A 22,891-nucleotide genomic window follows, 5' to 3' on the forward strand; every position below is an offset into this window, starting at 1 on the left:
TATTTAATAATATGCAAGAAACAGTTATCGAGTCAGGTAGGTCAGAAAAATATTATTGGCAAGATTTGTGGAGGTTTAGAGAATTACTTTACATTTTGGCAATTCGAGATATTACCGTAAAGTATAAACAAACATTTGTAGGAGTTGCTTGGGCTATTTTTCGTCCAGTACTTACAGTATTAGTATTTGTCTTTGCTTTTGATAAAGTAGCCAAAATAGAAAGCCATTCAACAATACCATTACAAATCATTATTTTTACTGGTGTTATTTTTTGGAATTTCTTTGCCATGTCATTCCAACAAGTAAGCAACAGTATTACTGGAAATGCTAATTTGGTATCAAAAGTTTATTTCCCAAGATTATTGATGCCTTTGAGTGCGGTAGCAGTACCTTTACTTGATTTTATTGTTGGTTTTGTAGTAATGATTCCTTTTCTAATTTACAAAGGTTATACACCAACACTTAATATTCTATTTGTTCCAGTATTTCTATTTTTAGCATTTTTTGCTTCATTTAGTTTAGGTGTAATTTTTGCCTCTTTAAATGTTCAATTTAGAGATTTCCAGCAAATCGTTCCATTGGTAGTTCAATATGGTTTTTTTGTTTGTCCAGTGGCTTATCCAATATCATCATTGAAAGATTTCTCTTGGTATCCAATCTATCAATGGTTAAATCCATTAGCAGGAATTATAGAAGGTTTTAGGTGGTGTTTAATTCCAAATTATACAGATTTTGAATGGAATAGTTTTATCCCAACCATCATATTTGTAACCATAACCACTACGCTGGCAATCATTTTTTTCCGTAAAAAAGAGAATTCTTTTGTGGATTACATTTAACATTATTTGCATAATGTAGAAAAACCCTTTGAAAATGACAGTAATTGAAGCTGAAAATATAAGTAAAAAATACATTATCGACCACATCAAAAGTAATGCGAAAGCCAATACGCTTAGAGAGGTAGTTACAGATAAGTTAAAAAACATATTCAATAAAAAAACTGAAGAACAAATAAGTCACGAAGAATTCTGGGCTTTGAAGAATGTTAGTTTTAAAATTGATCAAGGAGACAGGGTTGGTATTATTGGTTCTAACGGAGCTGGTAAATCAACAATGTTAAAAATCTTGAGTAGAATTACAGAACCTACCGAAGGGAAAATCAAAATTAAAGGTAGAGTAGCCAGTTTGCTTGAAGTTGGAACTGGATTTCATCCAGAGCTTTCTGGTCGTGAGAATATCTATTTGAATGGTTCAATATTAGGAATGAAGCGTGAAGAAATCAAAAAACATTTTGATGCCATTGTGGATTTTGCAGGTGTAGAAAAATTCTTGGATACTCCAGTAAAAAGATACTCTTCTGGAATGTATGTTCGTCTTGGTTTTGCTATTTCTGCCCATCTCGAACCTGAAATTTTGATTGTGGATGAAGTATTAGCAGTAGGCGATGCTGAATTTCAAAGAAAATGTTTAGGCAAAATGAAAGATGCTTCTAGTTCTGGAAGAACAATTCTTTTTGTAAGCCATAATCTTACTGCCGTACAAGGACTTTGCAATAAATCTATGTACATGCAAAAAGGTAAACTACTTGAAATGGGTGAAACCAACCAAGTATTAGCCACTTATTTAAGTCATGTTCAAAAAACAGATTTAGAATCTAGTTGGACAAAACCAGAAGAAGCTCCAGGAAACGATAAAGTTAGGCTCAAGAAAGTAAAACTTACTCCCGATTATCAAGGCAATTTAAAACATATTGATGTGAGAACATCATTCAAGATTCAAATTGAATTTTGGAACATGGTCGATAACATCAATGCCAATATAAGTTTACATCTAAATTCTCTGACGGGCGAATGTATTTTTAATATTGGTACACCATCCTTAGAGCTGAGAAAAGGCGTAATTTATGCTGAATGTGAAATTCCTTCTGATTTTATGAACGATGGTTCTTATTCAATATCGTTGATGATTGTTCAAGATAAATCAATTGTAATTCATAATTTCGGCGAAGTATTAGTTTTTGAAATTGAAGATTATCGTGAAGGAACAGCTTGGTACGGAAAGTGGCCAGGTTATATTAGACCAAAAATCAACTTTCCCATTACTCAACTTGAACTAGAAAATGTTAGCTAGAAAAGATAAAACTTCATTAATCTTTTCCTTTAACATCAACAAATGATAAACGTTACAAAAACATATTTACCTCCCATTGAAGAGTACCAACAATATGTACAAGGTATTTGGCAGAAAAATCAATTAACTAATAACGGCCCATTAGTTCAGGAATTAGAAAGTAAGCTCAAAGAATATCTTGGCGTAAAACATTGCTTTTATGTAAGCAACGGAACGATTGCAATACAAATAGCACTGAAAGTACTAAATATTACGAAGGAAGTAATTACTACACCATTTTCATATTGTGCTACTTCTCATGCTATTGTTTGGGAAAACTGTACGCCTATTTTCGCAGATATTTCACCTGATGATTTTTGTATTGACCCTTCAAAAGTAGAACAATTAATTACTGAAAATACCGAAGCTATTTTAGCGACTCACGTATATGGTAATCCTTGTGAGGTCGAAAAGTTGGCTGCTATTGCCCAAAAACACAACATAAAATTAATTTATGATGCTGCCCATGCTTTTGGCGTAAAAGTAAATGGTACTTCTTTATTCAATTTTGGGGATATAAGTACTTGCAGTTTTCATTCCACAAAAGTATTTCATTCTACCGAAGGCGGAGCTATTTTTACAGATGATGACCAATTAGCGTATTTGATTGATAGCTACAGAAGCTTTGGACATAAAAGCGACAACTATTATACCATCGGTATCAATGGCAAAAATTCAGAATTTCATGCTGCAATGGGTTTGTGTGTGTTACCTAAAGTAAAAGAAATTATCGAAGCCCGAAAAAACATTTTTGCTTTGTACGATAAACTTTTGAACTGGGAAAAATTGACAAAGCCTAAAGTGAAACTTCCCATAGAAACTAATCATGCGTATTATCCTGTTTTCTTTGAATCTGAAGAAGTTTTGTTAAAAGTAAGAACAGCATTAGAAGCTGAAAACATCTTTCCTCGACGATACTTCTACCCTTCATTAAATACTTTGAAGTTTGTAACAGCACAAAGTAATTGTCCAATTGCTGATGATGTCGCTCCAAGAGCATTGGCTTTGCCTCTTTATTATGATTTAGCCCATACTGATGTTGAAAGAATTAGTACGATAATTAATAACACTATTTCATAAAGAATATGACTTTCTTGTATCCTATCATATTTGCCATTTTCATTGGTTTTGTATTTAGAGTATCGGCAAGAGTTTGTCAGAAATCATTAATTGATCTCATCATTATTGCCTACATCGTTTTCTGTGGAAGTGTTATTCTAACAGGCTTTACGCTTTCTGAAATTCATAAAATGAATGATAGAAGGTTTTGGGCAATCGGAGTATTTATTCCTGCTTTTATTTTCTATATTCAATTCACAAAATTTTTCGGGAAAGATAGAAATGAAAACTTTACTGTCTTTCAAATGATTGGTAGTCAAATTCAGGCAGTTTGGAATTGGTTTGGTAATCTTTCGCTATTCTTAAAATGTATCTTCGCTGGGCTTTTCATTAGTCTTGGCATTATTGAAATCACCAACTTTATTTTAATTTGCTATACTCCTCCTAATGAATGGGATAGTATGACAGGACACTTAAATAGACTTCTGTATTACCTCCAACACAATACAATGTCGCATTTCGGTGGAACAAACTGGAACATCGACAGCTATCCAAGAAGTGCCTGTACAATTCAAATTTATACTTATTTGATGTCAGGAAAAGTTGAAAATTGGTTTAAAGCCATTCATCATACTGCTTATTGGATAATTGGATTTGGCGTTTTTGGTATTGTTAGAAGTATCAGCAAAAACCTAACAGCTAGTTTCTTTTGTGCATTAGTCGTGTTATTACTACCTGATGTTTTAAAACAAACAATTACGACAGAATCTGATATTGTACTTGCCTCATATTTGGCTTGTTTGGTTTACTTTCTATTCAGTTTTAACGAAAAGAAAAAAAGAAGATACCTTTATTTAGCAGGTTTTAGTTTCGGAATTGCACTTGGGCATAAAATAACATTTGTGTTTTCTCTTCCACCAGTTTTCTTAATTTTACTTTATACTGTTTTCAGAGATGACGAAAAAAGTAATTTCCTTCGTCTTACGTTTGCACATTTTAAACATTTATTTGTTGCCTTCATTTTGGGCTTTGTGTTATTTGCTCTTCCTGCGGGATACATAGAAAATATTCAAGAATATCATCATCCAATTGGACCACCAACTGCTTTAAAACATCAATCTGTTGATAGAGCAGGTTCAAAAGCCAATCTTATCAAACAAGGTTCTCGAAATGTTTTAAGATACAGTATTGATTTAATCAATTTAGATGGTTTAAGAAACTGGGAAGCAGGTGAAAAGTTGAATAAAACCATGAAAAAACCAATTATTTGGTTTGAAAGAAACGTTTTAAAAACACGATTAGAAGCCGAAAAAGACTTTACCATCGTTCCATTTACTTATCATAAAAGGTTCGAATTTTATAATATGAGTCCCTACTGGGGCATTTTCGGTTTTGGTTTAATTCTTCCTTTGATATTAATGGTGCTTTTCCGAATCATAAGAGCAAAAGCAGTTTATTATTATTTGGGCATGGCTTTTACGTTACATTTTATTGCTTTATGTTACACAGCAGCTTACGACCCTTGGAAAGGACGATACATGATAAGCAGTGCAATTTTCGCTGTGCCTTTTCTTGCTTTGCTTTTTACAGAGCAATATTCTATTGAAAAAGCAAAGCATATCTTTTTAAAAACTTATGTGGGCTTTGTAGTAATTGTTGGAATCGCTTCTGCTCTTTCATCTACATTTCTAAATTATAGATGTTTACCATTTAGTGCTTATGGTAGAAAATCTGCTTTTGATATGACAAGAATGGAAATATTAACAGAAGCTAGACCAGATATAACCAAGGCTTATGAAAACTTCAATAATATAGTTCCACAAGATGCTACAGTAGCTGTGGCAACAATAAACGATGACTACGAATACCCACTTTGGGGAGATAAACTCACAAGAAAATTAATTGTCATTAATCCTTTTGAACAAGGCTTACGCCCCATTCCAAAAGAAGCTGATTATTTATTTTTTGCTAAAAGTGTCATTAAACCCAAAATTGGCGACATTCGTTTAGGAACAGATACAACCATGACTAAAAATGTAATTGTAAAAGGCGAAGATTATTACCTCAGAAAATTACGTTAGTTACTTTAATATTCGATGATGAAAATTGCAATTATGCAACCTTATATATTCCCATACATTGGGTATTTTCAGTTAATTAATGCTGTTGATAAATTCATTATTTATGATGATGTAAATTATATCAATAAAGGTTGGATTAATCGGAATAGAATACTTGTGAATGGTAAAGACAGCCTTTTTACCATTCCATTGAAAGAAGCGAGTCAGAATAAATTAATTAATGAAATTGAAGTAAATTGGGATAATTCTTGGAAAAGTAAATTTCTAAAAACCATCGAACAAAGCTATAAAAAAGCACCATTTTACTCGGAGATTCTTCCAATAATTGAAAAAACAATCAGCATCAATCAGACTACTATTTCAGCAGTGATTACACTAAATTTAAAATTAGTCAACGAATATCTTGATATTAACACTGAAATTGTAAGCAGTTCAAGCATTTATAACAACACTCATCTAAAAGCACAAGACAGAATTATTGATATTTGTTTGCAGGAAAAAGCTGAAACTTACATCAATCCTATTGGTGGCTTGGAATTGTACGATAAATCTGTTTTCAAAAATCAAGATATGGCATTATTTTTTATTAAAAGTAAAGCATGTACTTATAAACAATTTAAAAATGAGTTTGTACCTTGGCTTTCAATTATTGATGTTTTAATGTTTTGCTCGAAAACAGAAGTCAAAGAGTATTTGAATAATTTTGAATTAGTTTAGGTTATCATCATTTTTGATAAAATCAGTGGCTCGCCACTCAAAAATACCTTAAAAAATGGCAAAAGTAGTAGTTTTCGGAACTGAATTAGTGGCGGAATTAGCCCACTATTACTTAACAAATGACTCTGAGCATGAAATTGTTGCTTTTACTGTCAATCAAGAATATATCAAAGAATCCACTTTTTGTGGTCTTCCAGTAGTAGCTTTCGAGGAAGTAACTACGCTCTTCCCACCCGCTAAATTTAAGTTTTTCGCCCCTCTTTCTGAACGAAAAATGAATCAAATTAGGGCAAAAATCTATCAAGAAGCAAAAGATAAAGGTTATGAATTTATTTCATACATCAGCTCGAAAGCGACAGTTCTAACTGATAAAATTGGCGAAAACTGTTTTATTTTAGAAGATAATACTATTCAACCTTTTGTAACAATTGGCAATGATGTAGTACTTTGGTCGGGAAATCATATTGGTCATCACAGTGTCATTAAAGACCATGTATATTTTACTTCACACATTGTACTTTCAGGACGTTGCATTGTTGAACCTTATTGTTTTTTAGGTGTAAATGCAACAATCAGAGACGGAGTACATTTAGCAGAAGGAACTCTCATTGCGATGGGGACCAACTTTACAGGTAAAAAATCCGATGAATGGAGTATCTATAAAGGTAATCCAGCCGAAAAAGCAAAAATTTCAAGTAAAGACATTAAATTATAATTTATGAATTGGATAAAAAAAGGTCTCATCTACAAGCCCGATGGTAAATTTGGTTGGAATCAAACACATGCACATGTGCTTTGTGCAGATACCAGTTTCGAGGATAAATTACGTATTCATTATTCTACACGTGATGAAAAAGGAAGATGTATGGCTTCGTTTCTGGACTTAAATCCGAACAATTTATCAGAAGTACTTTATGTTCATGACAAACCTACTTTAGCCTTGGGCAAAGCAGGAACTTTTGATGATTGTGGAATCATGCCTACATGGTTTTTGAATCATCCAAATGGCGAAAAATGGCTTTATTACATCGGTTGGACGGTCAGAAACACCATTCCATATCATAATTCGATTGGCATTGCAAAAAGTACTGATGGTTTGAACTTTACAAAAATGTTTGAAGGACCAGTAATTCATACCATTGCTACAGAACCGCTTTTTAATGGAAGTTGCTGTGTTTTATTTGATAAAGGACTTTTTAAAGTGTGGTATCTAAATTGTACAGATTGGTACAATGCACCAGATGGCAAAATTGAACCTTGTTATCATCTAAAATATGCAGAATCAATTGATGGAATTAATTGGGTTCGTCAAGGGAAAATTGCGATTGACTATAAAGATGAAGTTGAGGGCGGTATTTCAAGACCAACCGTACTGATTGAAGATGGCATTTACAAAATGTGGTATTCATATAGAGCAATTGACGATTATAGAACTAATACCGAAAGAAGTTATAGAATTGGCTATGCTGAATCTCTGGATGGAATCAATTGGACAAGACTAGACGACCAAGTAGGAATTGATATTTCTGAGAGTGGTTGGGATGCTCAAATGATTGAGTATCCATTGGTCATTAATCATCAAGGAGAAAAAATAATGTTTTATAACGGAAATGGCTTTGGTGCAAGCGGTTTTGGTTATGCTGTATCAAAATAAACATATCAAAAAATGATAGATGTAGAAAACTTCAAAAAAACTGGTTACCAGCTTATTAAAGGACTCTTCACAGTCGAAGAAATCGACCAAATCAGACAAGATGCCAGCAATATTTTTTTAAATCAAATGCGGTATCTCAACTATCCAATTGATAATATTAGCTCGGACGAGGATTTCAACAAATTATTGTTCCAACTTTTTGAGGAGCATCCAAATAGATTAATTGCTAGTGGAAAACATATCCAACATTTAATTTCCCTTCATAGACTTTCTTTAGACGAACGTATCATAAGTAATCTACAAAAATTGGGTCTTCAAGTTCCTAATATTTGTACTCGTCCTGTTATGTTTTTCAACGCCAAAAAACTCGCTAAAAAGCAAGTTTACTGGAAAACTGACGCTCATCAAGACTGGAGAAGTATGCAAGGCTCATTGAACTCGATGGTTGTTTGGGTAGCTTTAGCAGATATTGATATATCACTTGGTGCTTTAGAAGTAATTCCAGAAAGCCATAAACTAGGTTTACAAACTACCGAAATGGTTGATTCTTTTGGGCTTATTCCAGATGATTTAGTGCAGAAAAATCAGTTTGTTCCTATCGAAGTACGCAAAGGAGATGTATTATTTTTCTCTTCATTATTAATTCATCAATCTGGCGATAATTCAACAGAAAACGGTATTCGTTGGTCATGTCATTTTAGATATAATGATTTATCCGAAAATCAGTTTATCGAACGTGGCTATCCGCATCCTTATGTGTATTATCCAAATGCAGATTTAATTACGCCAAACTATCCCCAACTTGAAGATGTTACTAATTATTTTCAATCATGATTGAAACAAAACAAGCTGAAAATATTGAAGTAAGTGTTTTTATTACGGTTTACAATCACGAAAAATTTCTGAGAGAGTGCCTCGATAGTCTTGTTAGTCAAATAACTAATTTCAATTTTGAAATCGTCATCGGCGAAGACTGTTCTCCTGATAACTCTCGTGCCATTGTCATTGAATATGCTAATAAATATCCAGAATTAATTGTTCCTATTTTATATGAAGTAAACCAAGGTTCAAAAAAATGTCCCGGGAAAGGGAATTTTACCAATACATTTTATCAATGCAAAGGAAAATACATCGTTCATATAGAAGCTGACGATTATTTAATCAATAATCATAAACTTCAAATACAGTATGATTTTTTAGAACAAAACCCTGAGGCATCTGCCTGTTTTCATAACGCCATTATGTCGTATGAAGATGGAACAGGAAGACCAAACACCAATATCAATCCTCCAGATCAAAAAGAAAAAATCTATCCTGAAGATTTTCTTAGCCAAAAAGAAGTTTGGTTCATGGCAACTGCCAGTGTGATGTTCAGGAGAAATCTGATTGGCGAAAAGTTTCCAGATTGGTTTTTGCAATCAAAAAGTGGCGATATTCCTTTGTATTTAATGTTATCAAACAAAGGTTATATTGGTTATATTCCTGACGTAATGTGTGTTTATAGAAGGCATTTGAGTGGAATGAGCTACACTGATAGCAATTTAGATGAAGTATTTATTAAAAACAGAATGTTTATGTATTCTAATGTTGATAAAGAACTAAACTTCAAATACAATCATTTGATAAAACCCATTTTAGGCGAATATTATTTATTACTTACCAATGTTTTTAAGCTTAAAAATCAGTATTTTCAAAGTATTTATTTTGCTTTTATTTCTTTGTACTTAACAAAGCCCAATTCAAAAAAACATTTAAAATCTGTTTTTCAAGACTTTATTATTCCAACACGTTTGATGAAAGTTTATGCCAACGTAAAATGGAGATTAGAAACTTTATTCAGTAAAAAAGCCTCTCAATAATGTTGAGAGGCTTTTATTTTGGAGTATTTCGTAATTATGTTTTTTGCTTTTTCTTCTTCGCTGCTGGGAATAAAACATTATTCAAAATCAAACGATAACCTGGCGAATTAGGATGCAAATTCAAATCGGTTGGTTCTTCGTTTACATAATGTCTATAATCTTCGGGGTCATGTCCGCCATAAAAAGTCCAAAAGCCTTTTAAGAAAGTACCGTGAATATAACGAGCTTCATTTAACGAACGATTTTCGCCTAATACAATTACTTCTGGTTTCAACAATTCTTTTTTGTAAGAAGTAGTCTGTCCCATAAAACCATGAATTGTAGTTTCATGATTTTGTGTCAACATTGTAGGAATTGGATCCCACTTAGCAGAAAATTGAAAAAGATTGAAAAAATCATTTTCCTCTCCTACTGGTCTTGACTCATTTGTATAAGCCTCAATATTCGAAAATTCAACTACTTGTGGATGAAAAATCAAACCAAAATTTTGAAAGGCAAAAGTCTTAGAAAAATCTAATTTAGCATCCGCATTTCTATCATAACCGTCTCCATCATAAAAAGCATCCACAATATCAATTCCTTCAGCAGCTAAAGCAATGTCATACGTATCGGTTGCTGTACACATCGCAAACATATATCCTCCACCAGCTACAAATTCTTGAATTTTTTTAGCTACGCCCAATTTCAATTGAGATACTTTATCAAAGCCAAATTTTTGGGCATTCTTTTTATCTTCTCGCAACTGAGCTTGATACCACGTTTGTCCACTCTGATTCAAAAACTTGCCCATCTGACCTGTAAAATCTTCATGATGAAGGTGAAGCCAATCATATTCTGGTAGTTTACCAGTCATTACTTCATCATCAAAAATCAAATCGTAAGGAATTTCAGCATAAGTCATTGCTAAAGTAACGGCGTCGTCCCAAGGTTGGGCAGTTTTAGGTGAATAAACGGCTACTCTTGGCGGTTTTTGAAGTTTTACAACATCCATATTTACATCTGGACTACTAACTTCTGCTCTGATTTGCGAAGCTTGTCCTTCAGAAATTACTTCATAGCTTACTCCTCGAATAATCAATTCATTTTCAAATTTCTGAGCTTGTGGAAACATAAAAGCACCACCACGGTAGTTCAAAAGCCACTCTACTTCTGTATCATGTGTTTTAAGAATCCAATAAGCTATTCCGTAAGATTTTAGATGGTTTTTCTGCGTTTCATCCATCGGAATCAGAATCTGAGAAGCAAACAAGCGACCAGTAAACGTTAAGAATATGATAAACGGAAATAATAGCCTTTTCATTGGTGAAGTTATTTAAGTTCTCTGAACTAAATTTGTTATTCATAAACGATAAACGAATTTAGTATATTATTAGTGCTAATCACAATCCTGATTAGCTAAACATACTTCGTCTTGATTTATTTTGGTTTCAAATCGAATCCGTTTCAATATCCACAACTATGAATTTATTAGAAAATATTCGTGAGGGATTACGCTCTATCAGGGCAAATATGCTAAGAACCACCCTTACCGCTTTAATCATTGCCATTGGTGTAACCGCATTGGTTGGAAGCCTCACTGTAATTGATGGTATTCAAAGCTCAGTAAATAATAGCTTTGCAGGCTTAGGAGCTAATGCTTTTGACCTTAGAAACAGAGATATTTTCAAAATCAGAAAAGACGGCGAAAAAGAAAAGAATTATCCACAAATTGATTATCGTGAAGCAAAAATGTACAAAGAAAAATTTGGACATTCAGCCATTATTGGATTGAAAGTAAATGTTAGTTTTTCGGTTGAAGTAAAATATGAATCGAAGAAAACTAATCCAAATTCAAGAGTAATAGGTACAGACGATAATTTTATGGATATAAAAGGCTATAAAATTGACAAAGGAAGAACTTTCTCAGCTAATGATTTACAATATGCGGTAAATGTTTGTATTATCGGTACTGATATTGTTGATCAACTTTTTGAAAAAAACACAAACCCAATTGATAAAGAAATTAATATTCTTGGACAGAAATTTAAAGTAATCGGTTTATTAGAGAAAAAAGGTAGTATGATGGGTGGCGGAGATGATAGAGTAATTTTTATGCCTTTAGAAACTGGCAGAAAAATGGCTCAAGGAAAAACCCTTACTTTTGATATTGTTACTTCTGTTCCCAATATAACCGATATTGATAATGTAATTGAAGAAGCTAGAGGAGTAATGAGAATTATCAGACAAGACCAAATTGGTGAACCCGATTCATTTTCAATAGAACGTTCAGATTCATTAGCCAAACAATCTGAAAGTATTACTGGAATTTTAAGAGTGGCAGGTTTTGGAGTAGGTTTTATTACTTTGCTAGGTGCAGCCATCGCCTTGATGAACATTATGCTAGTTTCAGTAACAGAAAGAACACAAGAAATTGGTATCAGAAAATCATTAGGTGCCACACCATATCTAATCCGGTTACAATTTCTGATTGAAGCCGTTGTAATTTGTATATTAGGCGGTTTAGGAGGCATCTTTTTAGCCATCTTGATTGGTAATCTATTTGCACAATTATTAATGGGCGGTACTGCAAGTTTTATAATGCCTTGGTTCTGGATGTCAATCGGAATTGGTGTTTGTGTTGTAGTAGGATTATTTTCTGGAATTTACCCTGCATACAAAGCTTCAAAACTAGACCCAATAGAATCGCTAAGATATGAATAATTTTTTTTCATTTTTATCAATCTTATAACCAATCTAGTAATCAGAAACTTACAAGAACACTTACAAAAAAGTTTCAGATTAATTAAATGTTAAGGTTGTGTAGTCCAAAAACATCACTTATCTTTGCATCAAGTTTGAGAAATCAAATGCCCAGATGGCGGAATTGGTAGACGCGCTGGTCTCAAACACCAGTGTCTTCACTGGCATGCCGGTTCGACTCCGGCTCTGGGTACTTGTCAATAGCCTGACTACTTTATGTAGTTAGGCTTTTTTGTTTTACTACAATTTGTATTATAAAACAGCCCTCAAAACAAATGTTAAGAGGGCTGTTTTTATTTTATTAATAATTTTCGGGATGGAATCCCGAAGTACTTAATCATAATTCAACACAGGTGCCAACCACCTTTCAGTATCTTCTAAACTCATGTTTTTACGGTTTGCATAATCTACCACTTGGTCTTTGGCTATTTTGCCTAATCCGAAATATTTACTATCTGGATGCGAAAAATACCAACCACTCACAGAACTAGCAGGATACATGGCAAAACTTTCTGTCAGGATAATTCCTAATTTTTCTTCGGCTTGCAATAATTCAAACAAAGTTGCTTTTTCGGTATGGTCTGGACAAGCTGGATAACCAGGTGCTGGACGGATACCATCATACTTTTCTGAAATCAAATCTTCTGTACTCAGGTTTCCTTCATTTGAATAGCCCCAGAATTCTTTACGAGTACGCTCGTGCATTAATTCAGCAAAGGCTTCTGCCAAACGGTCGGCAAGGGCTTTTACCATGATAGAATTATAGTCATCATGGTCACGGTCGTACTTTTCAATTAAGGCTTCAATGCCAATCCCAGCAGTAACAGCAAATGCTCCGATATAATCTTGTTCGCCAATACTTTCTGGTGCAATAAAATCACTCAAGCAAAGGTTTGGCAAATGTGATGCTTTTTGTCCTTGCTGACGAAGATTATGAAGCACTTTTGGATTTTCTTCATTCTTGGTCACAAGATATTCTTTATGAAGATGAACGCCATGTTTTTCACAAGGAATTTCTCGGATTACCTCTTCAAAATCTGACAAAATAATATCGTCTTCATTTGAATTAGCTGGATAAAAACCAACCACCGCACGAGCCGTCAACAATTTATTATCAATAATTTCTTTCAATAAAGCTTGAGCATCATTGAATAATTTACGAGCCTCCGCTCCTACTACTTCATTATCAAAAATCTTTGGATACTTCCCAGATAATTGCCAAGTAGAGAAAAATGGAGTCCAGTCGATATATTTGGCAATTTCGGCTAAATCGTAATTATCGAAATAACGATTTCCTAAAAAAGTAGGCTTCTTTGCTTTGAAATTTGTCCAATCAATTTTGTCTTTATTCAACCTTGCCTTTTCAATCGGCACATAGTTTTTATCTTTTTGACGACTGGCGTGGTCAGTTCTCATTTGAGCGTACTGAGCTTTAATTTCGTCAAAAATCTCTTCTTTGGTTTGCTCACTTTGCATCAATCTACCAGCCACAGGCACACTTTTAGACGCATCCAACACGTGAATTACTGGCCCAGAATAATGTGGGTCAATTTTTACAGCCGTATGAATTCTTGAAGTAGTTGCACCACCAATTAGCAAAGGCAATTTAAAACCTTGACGCTCCATTTCTTTGGCAACACCCACCATTTCATCCAATGAAGGCGTAATCAAACCCGAAAGTCCGATAATATCTACATTATGTTTTTTGGCTTCTTCCAAAATCTTCGGTGTTGGTACCATTACACCTAAATCAATGATTTCGTAATTATTACAACCCAACACAACGCCCACGATATTTTTACCAATATCATGAACATCTCCTTTTACAGTTGCCAACAAAATTTTACCTGCGGAAGAACTTTCACCTACTTGTTTTTCTGCTTCAATGTAAGGCAACAAGTATGCTACCGCTTTTTTCATCACACGAGCAGATTTTACTACTTGTGGTAAGAACATTTTTCCTTCTCCGAACAAATCTCCCACTACGTTCATACCGTCCATTAGTGGTCCTTCAATTACATGCAAAGGTTTTTCTACTTGCTGACGAGCCTCTTCAACATCTTGGTCAATAAATTCGGTTAAACCTTTTATCAAAGCGTGTTCCAAACGTTTTGATACGGGTAAATCTCTCCAAGCATTATCAATTACTTGTTCTTTTCCTTTTGATTTTACGGTTTCTGCAAAAGTTACTAAACGCTCAGTAGCATCGTCTCTACGATTCAACAATACGTCTTCGCAAAGCTCCAACATATCTTTTGGAATATCATCATACACGCCCAACTGACCAGCATTTACGATACCCATGTCCATTCCAGCTTTGATGGCGTGATACAAAAATACCGTGTGCATCGCTTCACGAACTGGTTCGTTTCCACGGAATGAGAAAGAAATATTTGAAACCCCGCCCGATACTTTGGCGAATGGAAGATTTTCTTTAATCCAACGAGTAGCATTAATAAAATCGACAGCATAGTTGTTATGCTCTTCCAAACCTGTGGCTACTGTAAGAATGTTAGGGTCAAAAATGATGTCTTCTGCTGGGAAGCCTACTTCGTCCACCAAAATTCGGTATGCTCTTTCACAAATTTCGATTCGTCTTTCATAAGAATCAGCCTGACCTTGTTCATCAAAAGCCATGACAACAGCCGAAGCACCATAACGTTTTACTTTCTCTGCCGATTCTCTAAATTTTGTTTCGCCTTCTTTTAGTGAAATTGAGTTTACGATAGATTTCCCTTGAACACATTTCAAACCTGCTTCGATTACTTCCCATTTCGAGGAGTCAATCATAATTGGCAATTTGGCAATGTCTGGTTCAGCCATCAATAAATTCAAGAAGGTTTTCATGGCTTCAACGCCATCAATCATTCCTTCATCCAAGTTTACGTCGATTACTTGCGCACCACCATCTACTTGTTCACGGGCTACAGCAATAGCATCGTCGTATTTTCCTTCACGCACCAAACGAGCAAATTTCTTTGAACCCGTCACATTACAACGTTCGCCAATGTTGACAAACATCGTATCTTCTTTGATAATCAAAGGCTCTAAACCAGAAATAATTTGGTCATTATTCGCTTCTGGCAATTGGCGAGGAGGATATTTTGCAGCTACTTCAGCAATGGCTCTGATATGTGCTGGCGTAGTTCCGCAACAGCCACCAATGATATTCATAAAACCATGTTGAAGAAAATCTTCTACAATCACAGCCATTTCAGCAGGCGATTGGTCGTACTCTCCCATTTCGTTTGGCAAACCTGCATTCGGGTGAGCCGACACCATAAATGGTGCTTTGTCAGCTAAAATCTGTACATAAGGACGCATCAAATCTGCTCCTAAAGCACAGTTTAAACCCACAGAAAGTAAATCAATATGCGAAACAGAAGCTAAAAAAGCCTCAGTGGTTTGTCCAGATAAAGTACGTCCAGAAGCATCCGTAATTGTTCCAGAAACCATCACAGGGATTTTGGTCGTTGGATTTGCTAATGCGGCTTTTGGATTATTTTGCTTGGGAATAGAAGTACTTTGTAGCGGACGAATAGTTCCATTCTTTTTATCTGATTGGTACAAATCTATCGCATACAATGCTGCTTTGGCATTAAGCGTATCGAAAATGGTTTCAACCAATAATACATCTGCTCCGCCATCTACCAAACCTTGGATTTGTTCGTAATAAGCATCTACCAATTCATCAAAAGTTACGGCACGATAACCGGGGTCGTTCACATCTGGCGAAAGCGACAGTGTTCGGTTCGTTGGTCCAATTGAGCCCGCTACAAAACGTGGTTTATCTGGATTTTTAGCGGTATATAAATCTGCTACTTCACGAGCAATTTTCGCTGATTCGTAGTTTAATTCATATACATAATCTTCCATGTGATAATCCGCCATGGCAATAGATGTTCCCGAAAAAGTATTTGTTTCGGCAATATCTGCACCTGCTTCAAAGTATTTCGCATGGATTTCTTTAATTACTTCGGGCTTCGTAATAGAAAGCATATCGTTGTTTCCCTTTACTTCATGCGGGAAATCACGAAATTTTTCACCTCTGTAATCGGCATCACTTAATTTATACTCCTGAATCAATGAACCCATCGCTCCGTCAAGAACAAGGATTCTGTTTTTCAAGATTTCTCCTATATTGGGATTGTTCATATCTTTTTTAGCACTAGGCTGTAAGCAATTAGCTTTGAGCTTTTTTGACTTATTAATCTTTTAGCAATAACACCTTTCATGTTTCATCGTTTAAAGTAAGATTACTTATTAATTCGATGAAATTAAATCATACCGTTTCTACAATAAACTGCAAAATTACTGGTGTTGATTTAAATAACATAAATTAACTACAAAGTTATCCCAAAAAGATAATTCATTTGCTTTAATTCGTCAATTTGGATATAATTTCTACTTTTAAATAGCCGATTGGATAATATTCATTAAATTAAAAGCTTAATTTAAAAGAATAGGGATAAATTATCTCAGTGAATACTTAAACCACAAAACACATCAACATGAAACTAGACTCAACTGATCGAGAAATCTTAAAACATCTACAGGAAGATGCTCATCTGACAACCAAAGAATTATCGGGAAGACTTAATTTATCACCTACTCCCGTTTATGAGCGTGTACGAAGACTTGAAAAAGAAGGCGTTATTAAAGGTTATGTAGCCTTGGTAAATCGTGAGAAAATCGAAAAGGATTTAATGGTATTTTGTAGCATCCGTTTGAAAGAACATGCCCAAGCAGCAGGAGCAAAATTTGTAAAAGAAATTGTTCAGCTAGATGAAGTACAAGAATGCTACAATATTTCGGGTGATTATGATTTTATGCTCAAAATTATTGTGCATGATATGAGAGAGTATCAGGGTTTTTTAATGAACAAATTGGCATCTTTAGAAAACATTGGCAGTACTCACAGCATTTTTGTGATGTCAGAAATTAAGGCAGAGACTAAATTGAAGGTTTAGTATTGATTGATGATTGAACTTTATTTACCTCAACCAGTAGCGGCAGTCCCTTGGGTTGCCGCTACTGGTTTTTAAAGAGCAAAATAGTTTATTGAACTCCTTATAAGAAAATTTTATGTAGCACAAGCGGAAGCTCTTTTTACTTTGAGGAACATAGTTGTATCAACGATTAGATGAAATTACTAACAATTTATTTTTTGATTTGATAGGAATACTTGTGATATTGAGCCAGAATATAAACCTTAAAATAACTACAAAATATGAAAGCGACGCTTCGCCATTGTTTACTCTGGATACTATTATTTAACTTTTTTGTTGGACACGCTCAAAAAGACAGACATTATCTTGGTATTTTGACAACAATATTAAAAAAAGAAAATTCTGCGAAGCATTTCATTAAACAATTAGATTCTTTGCATACTAAATTTTCTCGTCATGGTCTTGCAAATACCTATATTGATAGAGATGTAGATTTTGATGTTTTTCATCTAAGAGTAAATATCTTTCTTGACTCAGAGAGCTATCAGATTGATTTACTAAAAGAGAATGATAGCCTACTTGCCAAATCTATCAAAAATTATCCAAACATATTAATTTCTAATAGTCCTTTATTTGTTACCATCGCTGATAGCAACAAAGTGTTAAACTTCTTACGACAAAGAAATACTTTTTATCAATCTAAAAAATCAATATCTGATTTAATTGAAGAATTAACTATGTCAGAAGAATATGCTTTTAAATGTGGTTATGGAAGTAAAACCACTGAAAAAGGTGCTATCGTTGAAGCTTTCGTTGAAAATGAAAACATTGATGAACTGCATAAAATGCTACAAAGTATCAATATTGAAACTCAAGCATTTGGTGTACAAGGATTTAAAATGTTGGAAGTAGCACATTTTTACATTCCTAAGTATATCAGAAAAACCCTTAGTCATATTAAAAAGAGAAACTCTATTACCATAACTTGTGCAGGTTGTTTTACTGGAATTCTTGAACGTATTTACAGTGCCGACCCACAATCTAAACAATAAATATTAGCAACAACACTTTAAGAACATCTTTATGAAACAACTATTGACAATCACATTTTATCTACTTGTTTGTTTAAATAGCATTGGGCAAACTACAATATCCAATATCCTTACACCAAAGCATCAAAACATTAAAGGCACTAAAATCAGTTTAATTCCTCCAAAAGGATTTGATAATGCCACTAATTTTCTAGGACTTCAACAAAATGAAAGTGGTTCTACAATCATGATTATAGATTTACCTGCTCCTTTTTCAGAGATTTCTAAGGCTTTTACTAAAGAAACTTTTTTAACAAAAGGAATTGTGGCTAAAGAGATTGAGCATCTTACCTTCAATAATTTACCAGCTCTTTTTGTAACTGCAGAACAAAATGCCTACGGTAAAACTTTTTCAAAATTTATGTTAGTCTTTGGTTCTGAAAAAGAAATCATGATGATTAATGGAGCATTTCCAAACAATCTACAGGAGATTGGAGAAGAGATTAAAACATCAATACTTTCAAGCTATTATGATGCGAATAAGAAAATAAATCCATTTGAAAATATAGATTATGAAATAGATGTTTCTTCTAGTAAGCTGATTTTTGCTAGTGGAATGGCAAACTCATTAACATTTACAAGTGATGGGAAATCACCTACACAATCAAATGACAAAACGTATTTAATCGTTGCAAAATCATTCGGACAAATGGAAATTGCTGATAAAAAACTTTTCTCTCTCAATAGACTTAAACAACTTCCTATGGAATTTGTAAAAACAGAAAGTATCCAAGAAATTTCTATTGATGGCATTGCGGGTTATGAAATGATTGCTACGGTAAAAGACAAAAAAACAGGAGCTTTGGAGAAAGCTTATCAAACAATTTTATTCAGTGATAATCTTTACTACATCCTCTCAGCGGGAACTAACAACGACTTCGATAATAATATCAATGCAATCAGAAATGTTGTGAAAACATTTAAACGAAAATAATTGATAATTGAACTTAATTTACCTCAACCAATAGCGGTAGTCCTTTACTGTTGCCGTAATTGGAAAAACTCCTCCGATTCGGCAACCGCAAGTGATTGCCACTACTGTTTTATAAAAGGCAATTTTACACATCCAACTATAAAAGAAAATACATTAATCATTGTTGATTAAATCATATAAACCAACAAGTTATCACAAAAAGTAAACTTAAAATATCCAACTAAATATTGTCCCTAACCCTACAAAAATTGCCACTACCAAGATAATCAAAATGGCTATAAATATATATGGCATTAGTTTATCAGATAAAGTAGTTTTGTATTCTACTTTGGGTTTTGACGTCTGTTTCTCATCTATTAGTTCAATGTATTGGAGGTATGTATCAGCATCTTCATAAATCCAATCCCCGTAATAATCAAGAGGAATTACTTTATCTTTTTTGTCTTCTATAATTTTATTACTTTCAATAGAAGCCTTTAGCAATTCCAAAGCAAATAACTCTAATCCCTCTTTATTTGCTTTAATAAAACTTTCATCACTACCACCACCGTATTGAAAAATGCCCCAAATAGCTTGTTTGTTCAATTCAGTTTCATCAAACTTATTGATTATATTTTGTAGTTCGTCTTCTGTCATTTCTTTATCTTTTGGGAATAAAATTTACTCATAATTGAGTAAATTTCTTATTACTTTAGTTAACTCTTCTGCCTTGTTTAAAGTCATTAAATGTCCTCCTCCATTAACTTTTATATCACTTTTCACTAAACAATATGGTAGAATTCTATCTGACGTTCCGTGAATATGTTTTAGATTTTTGTGGACTATATCGTTCTTCCAATTCACAATTTTATCAATTGCCCATATTAAAAAAACTTCGTCAGTATCCAGCATGATGCTTGCTAACATTTCTTTATCCTCTTTATTACTTGTACCGAAAAGCCAATTACTGAAAAAATTAGGAGTTTTAAGCACAACTATTGGAATTAGTCGATGAAGTTTAAGCATTCCCGCAAAGCGATAGTAAAATGGTATTTCTTGTTGAGTTTTAGCAGAAGCAATGATAATGATTTTTTCAGTATCAATCAGCTTAGCAACTTCAGTAGCCATCATTCCACCAAATGAAAGTCCTATTAAAATTGGATTATTAGTTTTGATTTGCTCTATCAGACGAAGGGCATAATTTTCAATAGTTTCATTAGAATTTGGAGTAATCCAATGAATAAAAGTAACATCAAAACCAGTAAAGTCTAGCTTCTTGAAAACCCTTTCATCTGCTCCAAGTCCACTGAAAACATAAATACTTTTCATTGATTTTTATTGATAAAAACATAAAAAAGAATCACCAAAATACTAAAGAAGCAATCCTTTACGGTTGCTGAATTAGAAATAATCCTTCCGATTCGGCGTCAGCAAGAGATTGCCGCTACTTCATTTTTTACAGATTATTCACCTAACCCTATCATGAAAGTAATCAAAAAGAATATATGTTCTCACATCTGAGCCTTCCAAGATAAAAAACTAAGACTTTTCATTAACACTTTAATTTCTCTCCTGTTAAATAACGAGTTCCAAAATTACTCTATCGAACCTATAGGATTTTTTTTTACAACTACGTATATTTGTTGAGAGTCAACCATCAATTATCAAACTAAAAATCCTTATTCAATGAAAAAACTATTTGCAATCGTTCTGCTTGCACTTCCTATGGCTGTTCATGCACAAAAAGTAAAACCTAATGTTCAAGTAAAAGGAACACTTAAAAACATCAAAGACACTCTTTCTATTATCTATGCAAATTATGCTGCTAATGGTAAAAGAGTAGTAGATAGTGCCAACGTAGTGAATGGACAATATGCTTTTAATATCAGCATCAGTGAACCTGTAAGAGTACAATTTTCTGCTAAAAATGCGGCTAACAAAAAAGCTAGACTTACTCAAAGAAACGTTGCTAGTGTTTTTATCGAACCGGGCATTATTAATGTTGCTAGTGTGGACTCTTTCACAAACGTAAGTGTAAAAGGTTCTAAATCTCACATTGAATTTGAAAAATTGAATCTGGCTTCAAAACCTTATGATAGTCAATTAGAAGTACTCTACAAGCAATATTCAGAATTCAATAAAAATAAAAACAAAGCTGCTGCTGATAAAGTAGAAGCATCAATTGATTCTTTAGATGAAAAACAAAGAGAAGATGTTTATGGAAGCTACTTGAAGAAAAATCCAAACTCTCCTATCGCTCTTTATGCTTTAAAAACTTATGCTGGCTATGAAATTTTGGTTGATAAAGTAGAACCGCTTTTCAATTCGTTATCAAGCCCGATTAAATCTTCTGTTTCTGGTGCGGAATTTAAAGCTAAAATTGAAACAGCAAAACTTACTGGTATTGGTAGAGAAGCTTTAGATTTCACACAAAACGACACTTTGGGTGTAGCTGTTAAATTGTCTTCTTTAAGAGGTAAATATTTATTAATTGACTTTTGGGCAAGTTGGTGTGGACCATGTAGAAGAGAAAACCCGAATGTGGTAAAAGTATTTAACCAGTACAAAGACCAAGGTTTTCATATCATCGGTGTTTCTTTAGACCAACCTAATGCCAAAGAAAAATGGTTAAAAGCCATTCACGATGATCAACTTACTTGGACGCATGTTTCTGATTTAAAATATTGGGAAAATGAAGTAGCTAAACTTTACGGCATTCAAGCTATTCCACAAAATTTGTTATTAGACCCAGATGGCAAAATCATTGCAAAAAATCTAAGAGGAGAAGCTTTAGGAAAGAAATTAGAAGCAATTTTCAGTAAGCAAAGTAATGTAAAAAGTGAGACTCAATCTAAGGGAAAATAAAGAGTAAACAAATCCCTCATAAATTCTAAAATTAAAAAAGCGGTCGAAATTTGTTTTTCGACCGCTTTTTTTATTGGTTTATAGTTCTGTTTGGAAGTTTCTTACTAACCTTCTAAAATATATTTTGCCCCTTTGTGACTATTTTATTAAAAAACATTTTAAACTACTTCATTGTAAAATCATTCCGTTCCTAAACCATATTCTGCATCAAGAAGTACTCCAGAATTACTACCTTGAAAGAAATGCTTTAAACCTTCAACCATAAAAGCAGTTCTCAATACATTATCTCTTAACATTTTTATATCTTCTGTCGCACAAAGTTGAGTATCTGATGGAATTCTAAAATATGGATAGATAAACCAGCAAAAATCTTTCTTCCTTGTTCCTACAGGAATCTTCCATCGTCCTTGTGTAGCATAGATATTTTTAATGATTTGTTTGGTTACGAAAGATGGTAAATTACCATCGTGCCGAATGCTATCTACTTTATTATTTCCATTCACTCTAAAATAGAAAATCTCCCATGTAGCTTTACATTCAGTGCTTTCAGGATATGGAATATCTTCCATCAATAAATAGTTAATGTACGCTGGTCTGCCTTTTATATTAGCTTCTTCAATTGGTGGCGGTAAAGTAAAAGGGATTTTAGCAGCTTGTTGAGAAAATACATTATTTCCCCAAAATAATAAAAGATAAAAAATGGTTTTTTTCATTTGTAGATAGTTAAAAAGTTTTCTTTCTTCGAAAAATCAATGTAGAAAATTTAATTCAATTACTAGCGTATTGGTTTAATCT

19 protein-coding genes and 1 tRNA gene are annotated in these 22,891 nt (G+C 33.5%); 15 read left to right on the forward strand and 5 right to left on the reverse strand.

Features of this window, described 5'->3' with window-relative positions:
• Positions 1-11: 11 nt before the first annotated feature.
• The 9 genes from VB776_RS16060 to VB776_RS16100 are packed head-to-tail and all read left to right on the forward strand — an operon-like array spanning position 12 to position 9,539.
• Positions 12-839: an ABC transporter permease gene (locus VB776_RS16060; protein WP_323697802.1), complete on the forward strand. Its 828-nt coding sequence runs from the start codon at positions 12-14 to the stop codon at positions 837-839.
• A 34-nt stretch (positions 840-873) separates the two neighbouring features.
• Positions 874-2,130 carry an ABC transporter ATP-binding protein gene (locus VB776_RS16065; RefSeq protein WP_323697804.1) on the forward strand — a complete coding sequence of 419 codons (1,257 nt, stop codon included), beginning with the start codon at positions 874-876 and terminating at the stop codon, positions 2,128-2,130.
• Between the two features lie 42 nt (positions 2,131-2,172).
• Positions 2,173-3,249: a DegT/DnrJ/EryC1/StrS family aminotransferase gene (locus tag VB776_RS16070; RefSeq protein WP_323697806.1), complete on the forward strand. Its 1,077-nt coding sequence runs from the start codon at positions 2,173-2,175 to the stop codon at positions 3,247-3,249.
• Positions 3,250-3,254: 5 nt separating this feature from the next.
• The gene (locus tag VB776_RS16075; RefSeq protein ID WP_323697808.1) at positions 3,255-5,309 is read left to right on the forward strand and encodes a glycosyltransferase family 39 protein; all 2,055 of its coding nucleotides are present in this window, start codon (positions 3,255-3,257) and stop codon (positions 5,307-5,309) included.
• A 15-nt stretch (positions 5,310-5,324) separates the two neighbouring features.
• Positions 5,325-6,026: a WbqC family protein gene (locus VB776_RS16080; RefSeq protein WP_323697810.1), complete on the forward strand. Its 702-nt coding sequence runs from the start codon at positions 5,325-5,327 to the stop codon at positions 6,024-6,026.
• A gap of 55 nt (positions 6,027-6,081) precedes the next feature.
• Positions 6,082-6,741, forward strand: coding sequence for an acetyltransferase (locus VB776_RS16085; RefSeq protein WP_323697812.1), 660 nt, complete (start codon positions 6,082-6,084; stop codon positions 6,739-6,741).
• A 3-nt stretch (positions 6,742-6,744) separates the two neighbouring features.
• Positions 6,745-7,680, forward strand: coding sequence for a glycoside hydrolase family protein (locus VB776_RS16090; RefSeq protein ID WP_323697813.1), 936 nt, complete (start codon positions 6,745-6,747; stop codon positions 7,678-7,680).
• 12 nt (positions 7,681-7,692) lie between these two features.
• Positions 7,693-8,514, forward strand: a complete 822-nt coding sequence (locus VB776_RS16095) for a phytanoyl-CoA dioxygenase family protein (RefSeq protein ID WP_323697814.1) — start codon at positions 7,693-7,695, stop codon at positions 8,512-8,514.
• Positions 8,511-9,539 (forward strand): glycosyltransferase family 2 protein, encoded by a 1,029-nt coding sequence (locus VB776_RS16100; RefSeq protein ID WP_323697815.1) that lies wholly within the window; start codon positions 8,511-8,513, stop codon positions 9,537-9,539. The genes VB776_RS16095 and VB776_RS16100 overlap by 4 nt, the downstream gene beginning before the upstream one ends.
• A gap of 34 nt (positions 9,540-9,573) precedes the next feature.
• On the opposite strand, the gene VB776_RS16105 is transcribed toward VB776_RS16100, so the two are convergent.
• Positions 9,574-10,839 (reverse strand): asparagine synthetase B, encoded by a 1,266-nt coding sequence (locus VB776_RS16105; RefSeq protein WP_323697816.1) that lies wholly within the window; start codon positions 10,837-10,839, stop codon positions 9,574-9,576.
• A 158-nt stretch (positions 10,840-10,997) separates the two neighbouring features.
• Here VB776_RS16105 and VB776_RS16110 point away from each other — a divergent pair, with 158 nt between their 5' ends.
• Both VB776_RS16110 and VB776_RS16115 read left to right on the forward strand, forming a co-directional pair.
• On the forward strand, positions 10,998-12,239 hold the full coding sequence (locus VB776_RS16110) for an ABC transporter permease (RefSeq protein WP_323697818.1): 1,242 nt from the start codon (positions 10,998-11,000) through the stop codon (positions 12,237-12,239).
• A gap of 148 nt (positions 12,240-12,387) precedes the next feature.
• A tRNA-Leu gene (locus VB776_RS16115) sits at positions 12,388-12,471 on the forward strand.
• A gap of 140 nt (positions 12,472-12,611) precedes the next feature.
• Here VB776_RS16115 and metH read toward each other — a convergent pair.
• Positions 12,612-16,433 (reverse strand): methionine synthase, encoded by a 3,822-nt coding sequence (gene metH / locus VB776_RS16120; protein WP_323697820.1) that lies wholly within the window; start codon positions 16,431-16,433, stop codon positions 12,612-12,614.
• Between the two features lie 356 nt (positions 16,434-16,789).
• On the opposite strand from metH, the gene VB776_RS16125 reads away from it, so the two are divergent.
• From VB776_RS16125 to VB776_RS16135, 3 genes are all read left to right on the forward strand, one after another.
• Positions 16,790-17,248, forward strand: a complete 459-nt coding sequence (locus VB776_RS16125; protein ID WP_323697822.1) for an Lrp/AsnC family transcriptional regulator — start codon at positions 16,790-16,792, stop codon at positions 17,246-17,248.
• Positions 17,249-17,508: 260 nt separating this feature from the next.
• Positions 17,509-18,279: a hypothetical protein gene (locus VB776_RS16130; protein ID WP_323697824.1), complete on the forward strand. Its 771-nt coding sequence runs from the start codon at positions 17,509-17,511 to the stop codon at positions 18,277-18,279.
• Between the two features lie 31 nt (positions 18,280-18,310).
• The gene (locus tag VB776_RS16135) at positions 18,311-19,252 is read left to right on the forward strand and encodes a hypothetical protein (RefSeq protein WP_323697826.1); all 942 of its coding nucleotides are present in this window, start codon (positions 18,311-18,313) and stop codon (positions 19,250-19,252) included.
• A gap of 207 nt (positions 19,253-19,459) precedes the next feature.
• Here VB776_RS16135 and VB776_RS16140 read toward each other — a convergent pair whose 3' ends face one another.
• Positions 19,460-19,888, reverse strand: coding sequence for a hypothetical protein (locus VB776_RS16140; protein ID WP_323697827.1), 429 nt, complete (start codon positions 19,886-19,888; stop codon positions 19,460-19,462).
• A 24-nt stretch (positions 19,889-19,912) separates the two neighbouring features.
• The gene (locus VB776_RS16145; RefSeq protein WP_323697829.1) at positions 19,913-20,560 is read right to left on the reverse strand and encodes an alpha/beta hydrolase; all 648 of its coding nucleotides are present in this window, start codon (positions 20,558-20,560) and stop codon (positions 19,913-19,915) included.
• A 357-nt stretch (positions 20,561-20,917) separates the two neighbouring features.
• Between VB776_RS16145 and VB776_RS16150 the strand changes: the two genes are divergently transcribed.
• Entirely contained in the window at positions 20,918-22,096 is a 1,179-nt protein-coding gene (locus VB776_RS16150) for a TlpA disulfide reductase family protein (RefSeq protein WP_323697831.1), read from the forward strand.
• 179 nt (positions 22,097-22,275) lie between these two features.
• On the opposite strand, the gene VB776_RS16155 is transcribed toward VB776_RS16150, so the two are convergent.
• Positions 22,276-22,809: a hypothetical protein gene (locus tag VB776_RS16155; protein WP_323697833.1), complete on the reverse strand. Its 534-nt coding sequence runs from the start codon at positions 22,807-22,809 to the stop codon at positions 22,276-22,278.
• Positions 22,810-22,891: the final 82 nt, after the last annotated feature.

The sequence above is a fragment of the Arcicella gelida genome (genome assembly GCF_034931025.1).
GTDB classification, from domain to species: Bacteria; Bacteroidota; Bacteroidia; order Cytophagales; family Spirosomataceae; genus Arcicella; species Arcicella gelida.

Coding starts and splice junctions, on each gene's coding strand:
- VB776_RS16060 (WP_323697802.1), top strand. CDS start 12: ATGCAAGAAACAGTTATCGAGTCAGGTAGGTCAGAAAAATATTATTGG.
- VB776_RS16065 (WP_323697804.1), top strand. CDS start 874: ATGACAGTAATTGAAGCTGAAAATATAAGTAAAAAATACATTATCGAC.
- VB776_RS16070 (WP_323697806.1), top strand. CDS start 2,173: ATGATAAACGTTACAAAAACATATTTACCTCCCATTGAAGAGTACCAA.
- VB776_RS16075 (WP_323697808.1), top strand. CDS start 3,255: ATGACTTTCTTGTATCCTATCATATTTGCCATTTTCATTGGTTTTGTA.
- VB776_RS16080 (WP_323697810.1), top strand. CDS start 5,325: ATGATGAAAATTGCAATTATGCAACCTTATATATTCCCATACATTGGG.
- VB776_RS16085 (WP_323697812.1), top strand. CDS start 6,082: ATGGCAAAAGTAGTAGTTTTCGGAACTGAATTAGTGGCGGAATTAGCC.
- VB776_RS16090 (WP_323697813.1), top strand. CDS start 6,745: ATGAATTGGATAAAAAAAGGTCTCATCTACAAGCCCGATGGTAAATTT.
- VB776_RS16095 (WP_323697814.1), top strand. CDS start 7,693: ATGATAGATGTAGAAAACTTCAAAAAAACTGGTTACCAGCTTATTAAA.
- VB776_RS16100 (WP_323697815.1), top strand. CDS start 8,511: ATGATTGAAACAAAACAAGCTGAAAATATTGAAGTAAGTGTTTTTATT.
- VB776_RS16105 (WP_323697816.1), bottom strand. CDS start 10,839: ATGAAAAGGCTATTATTTCCGTTTATCATATTCTTAACGTTTACTGGT.
- VB776_RS16110 (WP_323697818.1), top strand. CDS start 10,998: ATGAATTTATTAGAAAATATTCGTGAGGGATTACGCTCTATCAGGGCA.
- metH (WP_323697820.1), bottom strand. CDS start 16,433: ATGAACAATCCCAATATAGGAGAAATCTTGAAAAACAGAATCCTTGTT.
- VB776_RS16125 (WP_323697822.1), top strand. CDS start 16,790: ATGAAACTAGACTCAACTGATCGAGAAATCTTAAAACATCTACAGGAA.
- VB776_RS16130 (WP_323697824.1), top strand. CDS start 17,509: ATGAAAGCGACGCTTCGCCATTGTTTACTCTGGATACTATTATTTAAC.
- VB776_RS16135 (WP_323697826.1), top strand. CDS start 18,311: ATGAAACAACTATTGACAATCACATTTTATCTACTTGTTTGTTTAAAT.
- VB776_RS16140 (WP_323697827.1), bottom strand. CDS start 19,888: ATGACAGAAGACGAACTACAAAATATAATCAATAAGTTTGATGAAACT.
- VB776_RS16145 (WP_323697829.1), bottom strand. CDS start 20,560: ATGAAAAGTATTTATGTTTTCAGTGGACTTGGAGCAGATGAAAGGGTT.
- VB776_RS16150 (WP_323697831.1), top strand. CDS start 20,918: ATGAAAAAACTATTTGCAATCGTTCTGCTTGCACTTCCTATGGCTGTT.
- VB776_RS16155 (WP_323697833.1), bottom strand. CDS start 22,809: ATGAAAAAAACCATTTTTTATCTTTTATTATTTTGGGGAAATAATGTA.